Annotated in this window: 9 protein-coding genes and 1 pseudogene; 7 read left to right on the plus strand and 3 right to left on the minus strand. The window is 45.5% G+C overall.

Annotated features, from left to right (window positions below; translation table 11 throughout):
* Positions 1-28 precede the first annotated feature (28 nt).
* Together FOC72_RS03760 and FOC72_RS03765 are read left to right on the plus strand one after the other, a co-directional pair.
* On the plus strand, positions 29-1,771 hold the full coding sequence (locus FOC72_RS03760; RefSeq protein ID WP_002895239.1) for an ABC transporter ATP-binding protein: 1,743 nt from the start codon (positions 29-31) through the stop codon (positions 1,769-1,771).
* Complete coding sequence (locus tag FOC72_RS03765) at positions 1,761-3,497, plus strand: ABC transporter ATP-binding protein (RefSeq protein WP_002895241.1); 1,737 nt, start codon at positions 1,761-1,763, stop codon at positions 3,495-3,497. Before FOC72_RS03760 ends, FOC72_RS03765 begins: the two co-directional genes overlap by 11 nt.
* Positions 3,498-3,572: 75 nt before the next feature.
* Here the strand turns inward: FOC72_RS03765 and FOC72_RS03770 are convergent, their stop codons facing one another.
* Complete coding sequence (locus FOC72_RS03770; protein WP_002895242.1) at positions 3,573-5,099, minus strand: ATP-binding cassette domain-containing protein; 1,527 nt, start codon at positions 5,097-5,099, stop codon at positions 3,573-3,575.
* 617 nt (positions 5,100-5,716) lie between these two features.
* Here FOC72_RS03770 and FOC72_RS03775 point away from each other — a divergent pair.
* The 5 genes and pseudogenes from FOC72_RS03775 to FOC72_RS03795 all read left to right on the plus strand — a co-directional run bounded on the left by FOC72_RS03775 (position 5,717) and on the right by FOC72_RS03795 (position 12,548).
* Positions 5,717-5,908, plus strand: a complete 192-nt coding sequence (locus FOC72_RS03775) for a hypothetical protein (protein ID WP_002895243.1) — start codon at positions 5,717-5,719, stop codon at positions 5,906-5,908.
* Between the two features lie 113 nt (positions 5,909-6,021).
* Positions 6,022-7,803: a serine hydrolase domain-containing protein gene (locus FOC72_RS03780; protein WP_002895244.1), complete on the plus strand. Its 1,782-nt coding sequence runs from the start codon at positions 6,022-6,024 to the stop codon at positions 7,801-7,803.
* Between the two features lie 206 nt (positions 7,804-8,009).
* Complete coding sequence (locus FOC72_RS03785; RefSeq protein WP_002895245.1) at positions 8,010-8,822, plus strand: CPBP family intramembrane glutamic endopeptidase; 813 nt, start codon at positions 8,010-8,012, stop codon at positions 8,820-8,822.
* Positions 8,823-8,924: 102 nt separating this feature from the next.
* Complete coding sequence (locus FOC72_RS03790) at positions 8,925-10,706, plus strand: serine hydrolase domain-containing protein (RefSeq protein ID WP_002895246.1); 1,782 nt, start codon at positions 8,925-8,927, stop codon at positions 10,704-10,706.
* Between the two features lie 64 nt (positions 10,707-10,770).
* A pseudogene (locus FOC72_RS03795) lies at positions 10,771-12,548 on the plus strand (serine hydrolase domain-containing protein).
* A gap of 58 nt (positions 12,549-12,606) precedes the next feature.
* Here the strand turns inward: FOC72_RS03795 and FOC72_RS03800 are convergent.
* Both FOC72_RS03800 and FOC72_RS03805 read right to left on the minus strand, forming a co-directional pair.
* On the minus strand, positions 12,607-13,347 hold the full coding sequence (locus FOC72_RS03800; RefSeq protein ID WP_002895249.1) for an amino acid ABC transporter ATP-binding protein: 741 nt from the start codon (positions 13,345-13,347) through the stop codon (positions 12,607-12,609).
* Positions 13,347-15,515, minus strand: coding sequence for an ABC transporter substrate-binding protein/permease (locus FOC72_RS03805; protein WP_032914149.1), 2,169 nt, complete (start codon positions 15,513-15,515; stop codon positions 13,347-13,349). Before FOC72_RS03805 ends, FOC72_RS03800 begins: the two co-directional genes overlap by 1 nt.
* Positions 15,516-15,618 lie beyond the last annotated feature (103 nt).

A 15,618-nucleotide genomic window follows, 5' to 3' on the forward strand; every position in this document is an offset into this window, starting at 1 on the left:
AATACAGTTTAATGGAGAAGAAGGTAGTATGAAAGATTTATTGAAATATTTCAAGGGCTATATCAGGGAGTCTTTGCTGGGGCCCTTGTTCAAGCTCTTGGAGGCCAGTTTTGAACTCTTGGTTCCGATTTTGATTGCGGGGATTGTGGACGAGACCATTCCTAGACACGACAGCTCCCATCTCTACTGGATGGTTTTTCTTTTGATGGGCTTGGCTGCGCTGGGCGTGGTGGTAGCAGTGGTAGCCCAGTATTATTCGTCAAAGGCGGCAGTGGGCTTTACTCGTCAGATGACAAGCGACCTCTATCAAAAAATCCTGCGTTTGCCTAAGGCTAGTCGGGATGAGCTGACGACTTCTAGCTTGGTGACTCGGCTGACGAGCGACAGCTACCAGATCCAGACGGGCATCAATCAATTTCTTCGTCTCTTTCTGCGGGCGCCTATCATCGTTTTCGGCTCCATCATTATGGCCTTTACTATCAGTCCAGCCATTACCTTGTGGTTCTTGCTCATGGTGGCAATTTTAACGGCTATTATCGTCCTCATGTCTCGTCTGATGAATCCTCTCTATGCCAAAATTCGCCAGCTGACAGACCAACTGGTCAATCTGACTCGTGAGCAGCTGCAGGGTATGCGGGTTATAAGAGCTTTCGGTCAGACCCAGCGTGAGGTTCAGACCTTTCGCAATCGCAACGAGCTCTATAAAACTTGGCAAATCAGGACGGGAGCTCTGGCTAGTCTGATTAGTCCTCTGACCTTTCTTACAGTCAATGGTACTCTGATTGCTGTGATTTGGCAGGGGAATGCTTTTATCGGCAAGGGCTTACTGACCCAGGGGATGCTAGTGGCCTTGGTTAATTATTTATTGCAGATTTTGGTGGAATTGCTCAAGCTGGCTATGCTGGTCAACTCGCTCAATCAAAGCTATATCAGTGCTGGTCGTATCAGTCAGGTATTCGAGCAAGCAGAAGAAGATGTCCTGCAGGAATTAGTGCAGGAAACAGCTTTGCCGGATCAAGCCATCAAAGTCCAGCAGGTCAGCTTTTCTTATCCAAATGCAGCTAGTCCTTCTTTGACTGGTCTGACTTTTGATTTGAAAAGCGGTCAGACTTTGGGGGTTATTGGCGGGACAGGTTCAGGGAAGTCTACCCTGGTTCAGCTTCTGGCTTATCTTTATCCTGTGGCTGCTGGTCAGTTGACCATCTTTTCCCAAGGACGCAGTCCTAAAAATCTCAGAGAATGGCGGTCTTGGATTAGTCTAGTGCCTCAGAAGGCGGAGCTTTTTCAAGGAACTGTTCGTTCCAATCTGACCTTGGGTATGTCAAGCAAGCCAACAGACGCAGACTTGTGGCAGGCTTTAGAGATTGCTCAGGCAGCGGACTTTGTCTCTCAGAAGGAAGGTGGCTTGGATGCGACTGTAGAGGCCTTTGGTCGGAATTTTTCTGGCGGTCAGCGTCAGCGTTTAACCATTGCCAGAGCTGTCTTGCGGAGGGCGCCTTTCTTGGTTTTAGATGATGCAACCTCTGCTCTGGACTATCTGACAGAGGCTAGACTCTTGCGGGCTATTAAGAATGAATTGACTCATACCAGTCTGGTCTTGATCTCTCAGCGAACCAATAGCTTGCGCTCGGCGGATCAAATTTTAGTACTAGATAAGGGAGAACAGGTGGCCCTTGGTCGCCATGAGGAACTCCTAGTCAGCTCTGCCATTTACCGAGAAATCCATCACTCACAGCATAGCCAAGGAGAGGAGGACAAGCATGAAGCATAAGACATCACCTAGCAGCTTGAGGCGTTTGACTCGAGATTTGCTGCAGGCGCGCTGGCTCTTTTTCCTAGCTAGTCTGGGAACGGTGGCTCAAGTGGCTCTGACTGTTCTTCTACCAGTTTTAATCGGGAATGCGGTCGATAGCGTTCTTCTGCCTCAAGCGGACCAGCATTTGGTGCCGATTTTGGGCCAGATGTTGTTGGTCATCTTAGCCAATACGCTGATTCAGTGGCTCAATCCCTTGCTCTATAATCAGCTGGTTTATCGCTATAGCCAGCAACTCCGACAGGGTGTTATCAAGAAAGTTCATTATCTGCCTTTGGCTTATCTGGATCGACAGGGAACCGGAGACTTGGTTAGTCGGGTGACGACGGACTTGGAGCAGCTTAGCAATGGCTTGCTTATGGTTTTTAATCAGTTTTTTGTGGGTTTGTTGACCATCTTAGTCACCATCATTAGCATGGCCAGATTGGACTTTTTCCTCTTGCTTTTGGTTCTGCTTTTGACGCCCCTTTCTCTTTTTTTAGCGCGCTTTATTGCCAGAAAGAGTTTTAGCTTTTTCCAACGGCAGACGCAGGCGAGAGGGGCACAGACCCAGCTGATTGAGGAAAGTCTGACCCAGGAAAGTCTGATACAGGCTTTTAATGCTCAGGAGCAGTTTGACAAAGCTTTTACTCGCAGCAATCAAACTTATGCAGATTATTCTCAGGCGGCTATTTTCTATTCTTCGACGGTCAATCCTTCGACTCGTTTTATCAATGCCCTGATTTATGCTTTGATTGTAGGCTTTGGGGCTGTCCGAATCATTCAGGGAACAGGTTTTACGGTTGGGCAGCTGGTAACTTTTCTCAACTACGTCAACCAGTACACCAAGCCTTTCAACGATATATCGTCAGTCATGTCAGAATTGCAGAGCGCTTTAGCTTGTGCGGAGCGAATTTACAGCGTTTTGGACCAAGAAGAAATAGCAGAGTCTGGTCAGGAAATCCTCCAGTCGGAAGATGTCAGAGGACAGATTAGCTTTGAGCATGTGGCTTTTGGTTATGAGCCTGGCAAAGAGCTGATTCAGGATTTGAATATAAGGATTCCAGCAGCTAGCAAGGTCGCAATTGTCGGGCCAACTGGTGCTGGCAAGTCTACCTTGATCAATCTCCTCATGCGATTTTACAATGTTGATAGTGGTCTTATTTCGCTAGACGGTACTCCCATCTCGCATTACACCAGAGCCTCTTATCGTCAGCAGTTTGGCATGGTACTGCAAGAGACTTGGCTAAAGACGGCGACTATACACGACAACATAGCTTTTGGCCGGCCAGATGCTAGCCGAGAAGAAGTCATTGCAGCTGCCAAGGCGGCCAATGCACATTTCTTTATCCAGCAGCTACCTCAGGGGTATGACACCTATCTGGCGGATGCTGGGGACTCACTGTCTCAAGGTCAGCGGCAGCTATTAACCATCGCGCGCGTCTTCCTTTCGGTTCCTAAAATCCTAATCTTGGATGAGGCGACTTCCTCTATCGATACCCGGACAGAAGTCTTGATTCAGGAGGCTTTCAGCAAGCTCATGGTGGGACGGACTAGCTTTATCATCGCCCACCGCCTGTCTACTATTCAAAATGCTGACATCATCCTCGTCATGGTAGATGGTGATATCGTCGAACATGGGAATCACCAGGAGCTCATGGCAGCCAGAGGTGTTTATTACCAAATGCAGATGGCGCAGGAGTAGAAGAGGAGCTTTATTAAAGTTCACAGATTGATGCTAAACAAAACTAAAAGAGTTGGAATTTCCAACTCTTTTTGCTTATAATTCAACATCTTCCAACCCTGTCTCTGTCAGTTTATAAATCTTCGTGCAGACTTCTTTGAGAAAAATCCGATCGTGGGAGACAGAGATAATGGCGCCAGGATAGGTCGCCAAAAGCTGGCGAACCTGAGGCTGAGAGGTGGGAGAGAAGTTGCGGGTTGGCTCGTCCAGAAGGAGGACATTGGGGCGGTCTAAGACTAGTTTGAGCAGGAGGAGCTTGGCTTTTTGGCCACCAGAAAGCTGCTCAATCGGGTGGCGGGCCTCGTCGCGAGTGAACTGGAGACTAGCTAGATGCGTCAGGATTTTCTCTTCCTGAGCCTTGTCACCAGAGGGAGCCAGAAAGTCTAAAGGACTGCTCTCATCAGTCAGCAAGTCACCATAATGCTGGGGCATGTATCCGACCCGCATGTCTGTCCGCTCACGCAGGATTTTCCATATTTCCTTAAGCAGAGTAGACTTGCCTACACCATTAGCACCAATCAGCCCGATTTTTTCCTGGCCGCAGACTTCCAGAGTCAGGTTCTTTGCCAGTTGTCGTTCGTCTGTTTTCAGTTTCATTCCTTCTAATTTGAGGATTCTTTTGGTCAATGGCAGAGCTTCTATGTCTGAGAAGTGAAGGCTGATGACATCTTCCTGTGTCGGGATTTCGGTCATTTCAGCGCCTGCCTTTTCAAATCGTTTGCCCTGCGAGAGAACGTTTTTCATCTTCTTAGCCACCAGTCGACCTGCAGTAGCATCATGGGTGTTTCGTAAAGTATGCTCCACACTCTGCTTAACCCGTCGGTGTTTTTCCATGGTCTTGGCGTGTTCTTCTCGCTCTTTCCGTGCTAGTTGTCCCTGTTTTTCAAAGGCCTCCTGACGCTGATGGCGGTAATTTTCATAGTCCAGACTCTTGACGCTGGTTCTGGCCTCCTGCTTCTTTTTGATTCGCTCCAGATGAACAATCTTGGTCGCAGCTTGAGCGAGGAAGTGCTCGTCGTGAGAGACGAAAAGGACCGTTCTCTGGCTGTGGCTGATAAAGTTTTCCAGCCAAGTCAGAGTTTCGAGATCGAGGTCATTAGAGGGCTCATCAAGAAAGAGAATGTCCCAATCACTGGCTAGTTTCTTGATGAGTTGGACCTTGAGCTTTTCTCCTCCAGATAGGCTGGCGAGCTGCTGCTGACTGGCAAAACGCCGGCTGTCAAAGTTGAGCTCTCCAGCATAGCGATAGAGCTTGGCATAGTCCAGCTCGGTCTCAAAATCAGCAAAGAAATAGTCATTGAGCGTCAGTTGGGCATCCTCTGAAGGCAGCTGCTGGGGCAGGTAGACAGCAGCAGTATAGGACTTATCAATCTGTCCGCTGTAGCTGACATAGGAGCTGACCAGTCGCTCGTCTAGCAAGAGCTTGAGCAGGGTGGACTTGCCATTGCCCTCCTCACCGATAATAGCGACCTTGTCTCCTTGATTGACAGTCAGTGACAAATCTTTGACTAACTCTTTCAGGTCTTTTAGGTGGGTAATGGTTAGATTTCTTATTTGAAGCATAGATGTCTCCTTCGTTTTATAACACAAAATACAGCCCTGCTTTATTTAGCAGAGCTGTTTTTAGTTGCACAAAGCAGACACAGGAGTGTCTAAGTAGGATTATTCGTTCATAGGCTTCCAGCTTACACTGTCATAGGAGCGACAGGATTGATCTAAAGATAAGCAAATAGAAGCTAGAAAGCACAAAAAATGAACATCCCGCGGATATGCAGAAACATGACAAAATCTACTAAATAAAGTTTCCTTTAAAAAATAGACTTAATTTTTCATGTCTCCGTGTACCTCCGAAATAGTTCTGCTTTAAGTCTAACAGAAGAAAGTAAATTCGTCAAGCGCTTTCAAATAAATAAAAATTTTTAAAAGATTTTTGGAGCAAATTTTTATAAACTCTCTAAGATTATTGATTTCAAGGCTTTTAAGCTGATTTTGATATATAATTTTTTAGTTATATAAAAATTTGACATATACTCAGAAATTATATATAATCTTCTTGTATATAAAAATTATATATATAAAATGATTATACAAATAGGCCTAAAATTTGTAAAAGATAAGAAGAGCTGGAATGGGATAGATTTCAGTCGTCATTTTAAATTGTATATAAGGAGTAAGAAATCATGCCAAAAACGTTATTTCTCTGGCTTTTGACAGTCCTAAGCTTAGGGCTAGTAAAAACGCCTCAAGCTAAGACGATGGAGCAATCTTTGAAGTCTAACACGGCGGCCATTGAGATTAGCCAAAAGATTCAGGACCATGTCAAGAAAGATGATGCGACAAGGGTGGCTGTAGAAGCAGTGACTTTTGATTAGATGATGCAAATCATTGCTTAAGAAAGGAGAAAGATATGCTAAGAATTTTTATCCGAATGGTATACAGAAGTATCGCCTATGCGATTGTTGAAGCTAAATAGAAAGGAAATATCATGAAAAAATCATTTATTCTAACACTTTTAACGATTATAACTCTAGGACTCTTCCGACCAATTACAGCCTTGGCTGAGGAGCAGAAGTTACCGTCTGGCACGGAGCGCAGCCAAATTGGTCAGAAAATCCAAGACTTTGTCAAGGAACATGAAAAGACAACAGCCGGTATGGCAACAACCATTTTTGACAAGGACGGGACTATTTACCAAGGCAGTTTTGGATATATGAACAAGGAAAAAGGCATTAAAGCCGACGACAACAGCGTCTTTGAATGGGGCTCAGTCGGAAAACTAGCTATCTGGGTCTCTGTCATGCAGCTCTGGGAAGAGGGTAAGATTGACCTTGACGAAGACATTCGCACCTATCTGCCAGAGGGATTTATGAAGACTTTGCGCTACGACAAGCCCGTTACTATGACAGACCTCATGAACCATCAGGCCGGCTTTGGCGAGTCTACCCATGCCTACAAGGAAGATAAGGGCTTGTCTATTGAGGAGATTCTGGCAGTTAATCAGCCAGAACAGTCCTACGAGCCCGGCACCATGACAGCCTACTCAAACTTTTCTGCTAGTCTGGCAGCCTACATCGTCGAGCGAATATCTGGTCAGGACTTCTCAGCCTATGTCCATGAACATATCTTCCAACCACTAGGAATGAAAGACACTGCTCTATCAGCCGACTTTAAAGAAAATCCAAAGATTTACCAGAAGCGGATGGAGCAAATCTCTTATCGGGCGGACGGGACATCTATGGGAACTAGCTATTTTCATTTAGGACTTTACCCGGCAGGGAATGCCGTCTCTACTCTGGCTGACTTCCAGAAGTTTGCCCAAGCGCTTTTGAAGAAAGAAAAGCTTTTCAAGCACGCTGAGACTTGGACAACCCTTTACACGGCAACCTCGAATTATCCAGGAACGGATATGCCGCTCAATATGCACGGATTTTGGACACGGGAGTACGGCACGACGCTTGTTGGCCATGGAGGAAACTCAACTGGCTACTCATCTTATATTCTGCTGGACTTGAAAAATGGTATAGGTATGACTATTATGACGAATCAAGATCATGAGTTGGTTTATAACTATGAAATGCCAGCCTTGGTTTTTGGACCTAAGAAAAAGACGGACTCAGCCACCTTTGACAAATTCCAGTCTGGAAATTACCGATCTGCTCGCTACTTTGCCAGTGGTCCTATGTCTATCTCCAGAACCTTGCTTTACACTCAGTTTGTTGAGAAATCCAAGGACAATCCGCTTTTGAGTCAGAATTTTTCAGTAGTCAGCGGTAGTGGAGACGAGACTAAGGTAACAGCTTCCTATGGCGATAACTTCAGAGTCAAGGATAGCGAGATTCTGAAAGACTGGTCCTTGCTTATTTCAGCGGCAGTCGGAATTGTTTTCAGTATCATTCTCTTTTTGGCACGGGGCGGACTGGATCTCTTCCGCTTGGTCTTCAAAAAAGGTCAATCTAAAACACCAAAACCTCTTCGTATCTGGACTTACCTAACTTCTTTAGCTGGAGTAGGTGTGGCTATAAACTTCCTCCTCCTCTTTAACACATTTGCTACCAGTGATCTGACCTTTTTAGCTAGCTGGCGCTACATTGTTTTTGCCGGTCTGGGATTGATTCTGGCTGGCTGTGCAGTCTTCCCACTTCTGACCAAGGCAAGAAAAGGGCTGAGTAAGAGCCGACTCTACCTGACTGTCTTGACTAGTCTGTCAGCTCTAGCTATCGTTGTCAATATTCTCTACTGGTCACTTTATCAGTGGTGGGCATTGTGATTATTTGCTTGTTTTTTCTGGGGGAATGGACAATCTCATGAGGTAAACCATTTGATTAATTCTTTTTACAATCTTAAGGTTAGTGATTTTTCAACAGGAGCTGAAGTACAATAGCTGTCTTTTATACAGAGCGCGGCTAAACGAGGCAAAAAAATCAATGACCTTATCAGAGTACAAAAATCAAACCATTTAAAGGAGAAAATTCGATGACCAATGAAACAAGAATAGAACCACAACCAAAACTAGTCTGGCCGTTCCTAGCCTGGAACTTCGGCTGGACTTGGGGATTTATGTTGCTAGCGATCATTCTCAAAAATCTCTGGCCGGAAAATCCACCCGTACTTTATCTGGCTCTGGAAGGCCTCCTAACGAGTCTCAGTATGTTCGGACCAGTAATAGCTAGTCTAATAGTGCTGAAAATAAAAGGCTTCAAAGCCATCTGTTCCTTTATCTTCTCAAGCAAGAAAGGGACTTGGCTCTATCTCCTCCTCTTCAGTGGAGGTCTGGCTGTGACTTTTGCATTAGCTTCCGGAGGCAAGCTAGTAGACGGAGCTCTGCTTTCATTTATTGGATCCTTTATCTACCTTATGACCTTGGCTGGTGGCATGGAAGAGCCTGGATGGCGAGGCTTTCTGCAGCCGGCTTTGGAAAAGAAGTTCTCTATGTTTATCGCCTCCTCGATAACTGGACTAGCTTGGGCTTGCTGGCATATTCCTCTCTGGTTTTATGACCGCTTTTATGATCGAAGTCAGAATCCCTTTCTAGTCTTTATCATTGTAACTATAGTCCAGTCTATCTGGTTTGCTGCACTGCATAAGAAGACGAAATCTGTCCTTGCCTGTATGGTTTTCCATGCCCTGCTAGACATTCTGATAGAAACCTTTGTCGGCATCAACCTAGCTGATAAGTTTGATTTCTCTCAGGTCAACTCCCTCTTTTACCTTGGCGGCTTGGGTATTCTGACCCTTTACAGTATTTATCTCTGGTATCGGGCGGATAAGGAAGAGAAAAACGCATGACTAAAAAATAAGAATAAGCTGATTATAAAATTAAAAGGAGACTGTACAAATTATCTGACCTTAGCTCATATGAATCTTTGAGTCGAACAGAAAGGAAATGCTATGAAAAAATCATTTATTCTGACACTTTTAACGATTATAACTCTAGGAATCTTCCGGCCGACAGCTGCTTTAGCTGACTCGCAGAAGCTTCCGTCTGGTACGGACCGTAGCCAAATCGGTCAGAAAATCCAAGACTATGTCAAAGAGCACGAAAAGACAACTGTCGGAATGACGACCGCTGTCTTTGATAAAAACGGAACCATCTACAAGGGAAATTTTGGCTATGTGGATAAGGAAAACAAAGTCAAAGTTGACGATGACAGTGTTTTTGAATGGGCTTCAATCACTAAACTGACAGTCTGGGTATCGGTCATGCAGCTCTGGGAAGAGGGCAAAATCGACCTAGAAGCAGACATCAAAACTTATCTGCCAGAAGGTTTTCTCCGCAATCTTCGCTATGATAAGCCTATCACCATGCTGGATCTGATGAACCATCAGGCTGGCTTTGATGAAATGCCACTCTACAAAAAGGGAGACAAGAGCGACTTGGAAGAGCAGTTCCGTGATTACCAGCCTATTCAGTCCTTTGAGCCGGGTACGACGACATCATACTCTAACTTCAGCACGGCTTTGGCATCTTATATCGTGGAGCGGATATCTGGGCAGAAGTATGCAGACTATGTCCATGAGCATGTTTTTGAGCCGCTGGACATGGATCGGACTGCTATCTTGCCTGACTTATCGGACAACGCTTATGTACAGGAAAAGCGCAAGGAGGATAAGGGCTATGATGACCAAGGTAAGCTCTTGGGAGATACACCATTTAAGCTCTGGATGTACCCAGTCGGAGGGGCTGTGGGGACTCTAGGAGACCTGCAGAAATTCGCCCAGGCCTTGCTGGAACGTAAGACGCTTTTTCATCATCCAGAAACTTGGACCGAGCTTTACTCAACAACCTCTACTCACCCTGGTACGGATATTGTTCGTAATGCTCATGGCTTTTGGGCCAGTCACTACGGTGTTACCTTGCTGGGACACAGTGGTAATGCTGATGGCTTTTCTAGCTATCTCTACTTAGATCTGAAAAATGGCATCGGCCAAGTCATCTTAACCAACCAACTATATGAACAAGTTTACAATGTTCAAATGCCGGAGCTGATATTTGGCAAGATGCAGACTGTCAGCGAAGCTACTAAAAAGCAATTCAAGCCTGGCTCTTACCACTATCTGAGAAGCTATAATAGGGGGCCACTGTCCTTCATGCTCATGATCCCTGGGGCCATCCAAAAGATCAACAAAGTATCAGATCAGCCAGATCTGTTGAGCACTTTCTGGACCATTGACCGAAGCCAAGGTGCTGACCGCCTCGAATTCGGTGTCCTTAATGCAGAAAGGATTTCCGATTCAGTTCTCTTTAGGCATTATCTGGTCGTGTTTCTCGGAGGTTTGGCACTCGTGTTTGCTTTTGGAAATGTCTTGATTAGTTCTTTGATTGGCGGTTTCTGTCTCATCCTGCGTAAAGCAAAAAGTTCGGCTCCTCGCTCTTGGAAGGTCTGGAATTGCCTGACCTCTCTAGGAATGCTGCTGTTTGCTGGCAATCTCATTCTGCTTTTACTGGCTGCCATGAATCAGGATTACTCAATTGTTCAATCTTGGCGTTACATACTCTTTGCAGGTCTGGGCCTATTCTTAGCAGGATGTGCGGTTTATCCGCTCTTTAGCAAGACTCGAAAGGATCTCGGAAAAGGCCGCCTCTTCTTGACAGTTCTGACTAGTCTATCCGCTCTGGCTATTGTTGCCAATATTCTCTACTGGTCGCTTTATCAGTTTTGGGCGATGTGATAAGTTGCCTGCCTTCCTTTGGGATGGCGGGCTTTGTCGGCATAATTCTGCAAAGGAGTATCTCATGAAAAAATCAGTTGTTCTAACACTTTTAACTATTTTAACATTGGGACTTTTTGCCCAGCGACTTCGCTAGCTGAAGAGCAGAAGTTACCGTCTGGTACGGATCGAGATAAAATTGGTCAGAAGATCCAAGACTATGTCAAAGAGCACGAAAAGACAACAGCTGGCATGGCAACGGCGGTATTTGACAAAGAAGGCACTATCTATCAAGGAAATTTTGGCTTTATGGATAAGGAAAAGGGAATCAAAGCCGATGATGACAGCGTTTTTGAATGGGGTTCCGTGACTAAGCTGACTGTCTGGGTCTCTGTTATGCAGCTCTGGGAGCAAGGTAAGATTAACCTAGAAGAAGATATTCGCACGTATCTACCAGAGGACTTTCTTAGAAATCTCCGCTATAACAAGCCCATTACTATGCTAGATTTGATGAACCATCAGTCAGGATTTGACGAGGCTCCTCTCTATATGCAAGGGGGCAAGAGTTTAGAGGATTTACTGCTCCAATATCAGCCGGCACAGTCCTTTGAGCCGGGCACAACGACAGCTTATTCCAACTACAGTACGGGGTTGGCGGCCTACATTGTGGAGCAAATTTCTGGGCAATCCTTTGTTGAGTATGTTCATGAGCATATCTTCCAGCCTCTGGGCATGGAGAGAACGGACATAGCTCAAGACTTGTCTGACAATGCTTATGTCAAAACCAAGCGCAAGGAAGTAAAAGGATATGCGACAGATGGCAGCCTGTTAGGCGATGCACTTTATGAAGTCGGCCTGTATCCAGTTGGTCGAGCCACAGGAACATTGAGTGATTTTCAAAAATTTGCTCAGGCCCTGCTAAGTCGTAAAAGTCTCTTTACTCGGTCGGAGACTTGGACGACTCTCTATTCGACGACAGCAACCTATCCTAATACAGACATCGTTCGTAATGCTCATGGCTTCTGGGCTAGTGAATTTGCAGTTACAGTGCTAGGGCACGGAGGGAATACAAATGGTTTTTCCAGCTATCTTCTGCTGGATCTGAAGGATGGTATCGGCCAGGTAATCATGACCAATCAAGGCGTGGAAGAAATTTATAATGATGGCATGCCAGAATTGATTTTCGGAAAACGTCCGACAGCCAGTGCTGAGACTCAGAAAAAGTTCGAACCAGGCTATTATCAAATCCTTCGGAATTTTAATCAAGGTCCGCTTTCTTTGTACCAGCTCTTTCCAGGTAATATGCTTCATATGAAGAAGCCGTCCTCGGAGCGAATGGATCATTTGTTTTGGACTATTTATAAAAGTGGAAATGGTAAAACGCGAATCGCTACTCCGGTCAGTGATTTTGAGAGAGTTCCTGACAGGGAAATCTGGACTAAGTTTGGGTTGGTTGCTTTGGCAGCTCTTAGTGTCGTTTACTCTTTGGGAAACCTACTTGTACGACTTGCGCTAGTCCTTTATCGACTGGTCTTTGGCAAAGAAAAAGGAAAGCAAAATCGAACTTGGAAATGGTGGCACATCTTGACAGCTGCAGGAGTAGTGGCCGCGGCTGGCGATTTACTCTTGCTCCTGCTTAGCTCAAGTGCTACGGATCTCAGTATCATCGCTCAGTGGCGTTATATGGCTTTTGCAGGTTTGGGATTGTTCTTAGCAGGCTGTGCAGTTTTTCCGCTCTTTAGCAAAGCGAAAAAGGGACTTGGAAAAGGTCGGCTCTTCCTGACAGTTCTGACCAGCCTATCTGCGTTGGCTATTGTCGTGAATATTCTCTATTGGTCTCTTTACCAGTGGTGGGTGATCTAGTTTAAAAATTTTTGAAACAAGAAAAGAGCCGGCATATAAGCTGGCTCTTCGTTTGGTTTTATACATTCAGCACCTTGTCCAAGAAGTCTTTAAGACGTGGATGCTGTGGATTGTCAAAGATTTGGTCAGGCTTGCCGTCTTCTAGGAATTCACCATCAGCGGTAAAGATAACGCGGTTGGCTACCTGACGGGCAAAGCCCATCTCATGGGTCACAATCAGCATGGTCATACCTTGCTGGGCCAGATCCTTCATAACGTTGAGAACGTCGCCGACCATTTCAGGGTCAAGAGCAGAAGTAGGCTCATCAAAGAGCATGATGTCTGGATTCATAGCCAGACCGCGAGCAATTGCCACCCGCTGCTTTTGACCGCCGGACAGGCTGTCTGGACTAGCATCTGCCTTATCAGCTAGGCCGACCTTTTCCAAAAGCTCCATACCCAGCTTATTTGCCTCGTCTTGGGTCAAGCGCTTGTGCTCAACAGGAGCAAAGGTGATATTTTCCAGAACAGTCATGTGCGGGAAGAGGTTGAAGTGCTGGAAGACCATACCGATATTTTCTCGGACCAGATCCACATCAGTCTTCTTGTCTGTCAGATCAAAGCCATCAACCGTGATAGTCCCGCTGGTCACTTCCTCTAGCAGGTTGAGACTGCGCAGGAAAGTTGACTTACCAGATCCAGAAGGACCGATGATACAGACCACATCTCCCTCGTAGAATTTAGCAGTAATCCCCTTTAGGACTTCGTTTTCCCCGTAATATTTATGAAGATCGTTCACATCGATTTTTAATTTTGCCATTACTTAATCCTCTTTTCTAAGCGTTTTGCCAAGCGGGTCAAGAGCGTGATAATGATGAGATAGAGCACAGCCAGGATAGCATACATCCGGAAACTCTGATAGTTGCGGGCGATGATGTCCTTACCTGTTTTGAAGAGCTCGGCCAGTCCAATAGCTGAGACAATCGTTGTATCCTTGAGTGCGATGACAAACTGATTGACAAAGTTTGGCAGCATAATCTTGGTTGCCTGTGGCAGGATAATCTTGCGCATGGTCTTGGAGTAGGAAATCCCCAAGCTGCGGCTGGCTTCCATCTGTCCAACTGGAACTGCCTGGATACCTCCACGGACAATTTCAGCGATGTAAGCACCAGCATTGAGAGAGAGGGCAATGGTTCCTGCAACGAAAGCATTGATTGGGCTTTGTTGACCAGTCATGGATTCGATTAGGTTAGGAATACCCCAGAAGATAAAGGCTGCCACAATCATCAGTGGAATACCACGAATGACATCGACAAAGATTTCTGCAATCCAGCGCAGCGGTTTATAAGGGCTGACGCTGAACATACCAAAGATAATCCCAATGACCATAGCAATCGCAAATGAAATCAGGGCCAAAGCAATCGTCACTCCCAGACCTTTAAGAAGTTCTTGGTAGTTGTTTTGCAGCAAGCCCCAAATAGTGGACTCATCTACAGTGGATTCCTTTTCTTCGCTAGCCAGATACTTGTCTAAAATCTCTTGGTACTTGCCGCTTTCTTTTAGATTAGCAAGTCCATTGTTAAACATCTCAATCAGCTCAGGATTGCTGCCTTTTTTGACTGCGAAAGCGACTTGACCGCTTGGTGTACCTTCGATAGGTGTTTTAAGTTTCTTGCCTTGTTTGATGGCGTATTTGACAACGGGCTCATCATCCATCACAGCTGCGACAGAGCCAGTATTGAGGCTGTCATACATGGAAGCTGCATCAGAGAAAGTTTTGATAGAGTAGCCGTACTTGCTCTTGTTTTCCTCAAGGAAAGTCTGAGAAGCGGTACCAGTTTTGACACCGACTGTCTTGCCCTTGAGTTCCTCGTAGGACTTGATATTGCTGCTGTCCTTGACTGCCAAGATAGAGTTGGCTGTATAGTAAGGGTCAGAATAGTCAAAAGTTTTCTTGCGGGCATCAGTGACAGACATGCCGGCGATGATTCCGTCAGCCTGACCGGTCTGAACGCTATTGATAGCTGCATCAAAGCCAGGGTTGGTTACTTCCACAGTAAAGCCTTGGTCTTTGGCAATAGCCTTAATCAGCTCCATGTCAATCCCAGTGTATTGGTTGCTGTCATCTTGGAAGACAAAAGGAGCAAAAGATGAGTCGCTGGCAATGATGTATTTGTCTTTTGTCGAAGTAGCTTTTTGACCGGCAGGAGTAGAAGTCTCTGGAACAGCTGAGTCAGAGCTGCCCTTAGAAGAAGTCCATTTATTAATGATTTCATCCAGACTGCCGTCTTCCTTCATCTGCGCTAAAGCTTCGTTAAACTCAGTAACTAAGTGCTCATGTTTGCTACCTTTTTTGACACCGAAAGCAAAGCTTCCAACAGCCTCTCCCTTCATAGAAATTTTCAGGTTTTGGCCTTGATTGATGGCGTACTCAATGACCGGCTGATCATCCATCACTGCATCGACATCACCAGCAGAAAGGCTATTATACATCAAGTCACCTGTGTCAAAGGTTTTGAGAGTGAAGCCGTACTTATCTTTGTTTTTCTCAAGGAAACGTTGGGCAGCCGTTCCTGTTTTGACACCGACTTTCTTTCCTTTCAGCTGTTCATATTTGCTGATGGTGTTTGCCTTGGTCGTCGCGATAACGACCTTGGTGTCATAGTAGGTATCAGACATGGTAAAGACTTTTTCGCGCTCGCTTGTCTTGGTCATACCAGCCATGATGGCGTCCGCTTGGCCGGCTTGAACCGCATTGACAGCTGCATCGAAGCCTGGGAAGCTCATGTCAATGTCCCAGCCCTTGATTTCTGCGACCTTGTTGATGATATCAACGTCAATCCCCTTGTAAGTCTGATCAGAATCTTTAAATTCAAATGGTGCGTAAGCAGTATCGGACACTATTTTGACCGTATCTGCTTGGGCTGTCGCCCCTAACGCAAAAAATGGAAATAATGTTAGCAAAACTGCTAAGAATTTTTTCTTCATTTTCTTCCTCCTTTTTAGCATTCTAGCATTATAGCAAAAAATCACTGATTAGGCAAATTTCTCCTGTTTTTATGTTAGATTTTCTGACATATAAACTCTGTGT

The sequence above is a fragment of the Streptococcus sanguinis genome (genome assembly GCF_013343115.1).
GTDB lineage: Bacteria > Bacillota > Bacilli > Lactobacillales > Streptococcaceae > Streptococcus > Streptococcus sanguinis_H.

Bases quoted from the DNA above. Each gene is read 5' to 3' on its own strand.
- FOC72_RS03760 (WP_002895239.1), top strand. From the start codon at position 29: ATGAAAGATTTATTGAAATATTTCAAGGGCTATATCAGGGAGTCTTTG.
- FOC72_RS03765 (WP_002895241.1), top strand. From the start codon at position 1,761: ATGAAGCATAAGACATCACCTAGCAGCTTGAGGCGTTTGACTCGAGAT.
- FOC72_RS03770 (WP_002895242.1), bottom strand. From the start codon at position 5,099: ATGCTTCAAATAAGAAATCTAACCATTACCCACCTAAAAGACCTGAAA.
- FOC72_RS03775 (WP_002895243.1), top strand. From the start codon at position 5,717: ATGCCAAAAACGTTATTTCTCTGGCTTTTGACAGTCCTAAGCTTAGGG.
- FOC72_RS03780 (WP_002895244.1), top strand. From the start codon at position 6,022: ATGAAAAAATCATTTATTCTAACACTTTTAACGATTATAACTCTAGGA.
- FOC72_RS03785 (WP_002895245.1), top strand. From the start codon at position 8,010: ATGACCAATGAAACAAGAATAGAACCACAACCAAAACTAGTCTGGCCG.
- FOC72_RS03790 (WP_002895246.1), top strand. From the start codon at position 8,925: ATGAAAAAATCATTTATTCTGACACTTTTAACGATTATAACTCTAGGA.
- FOC72_RS03800 (WP_002895249.1), bottom strand. From the start codon at position 13,347: ATGGCAAAATTAAAAATCGATGTGAACGATCTTCATAAATATTACGGG.
- FOC72_RS03805 (WP_032914149.1), bottom strand. From the start codon at position 15,515: ATGAAGAAAAAATTCTTAGCAGTTTTGCTAACATTATTTCCATTTTTT.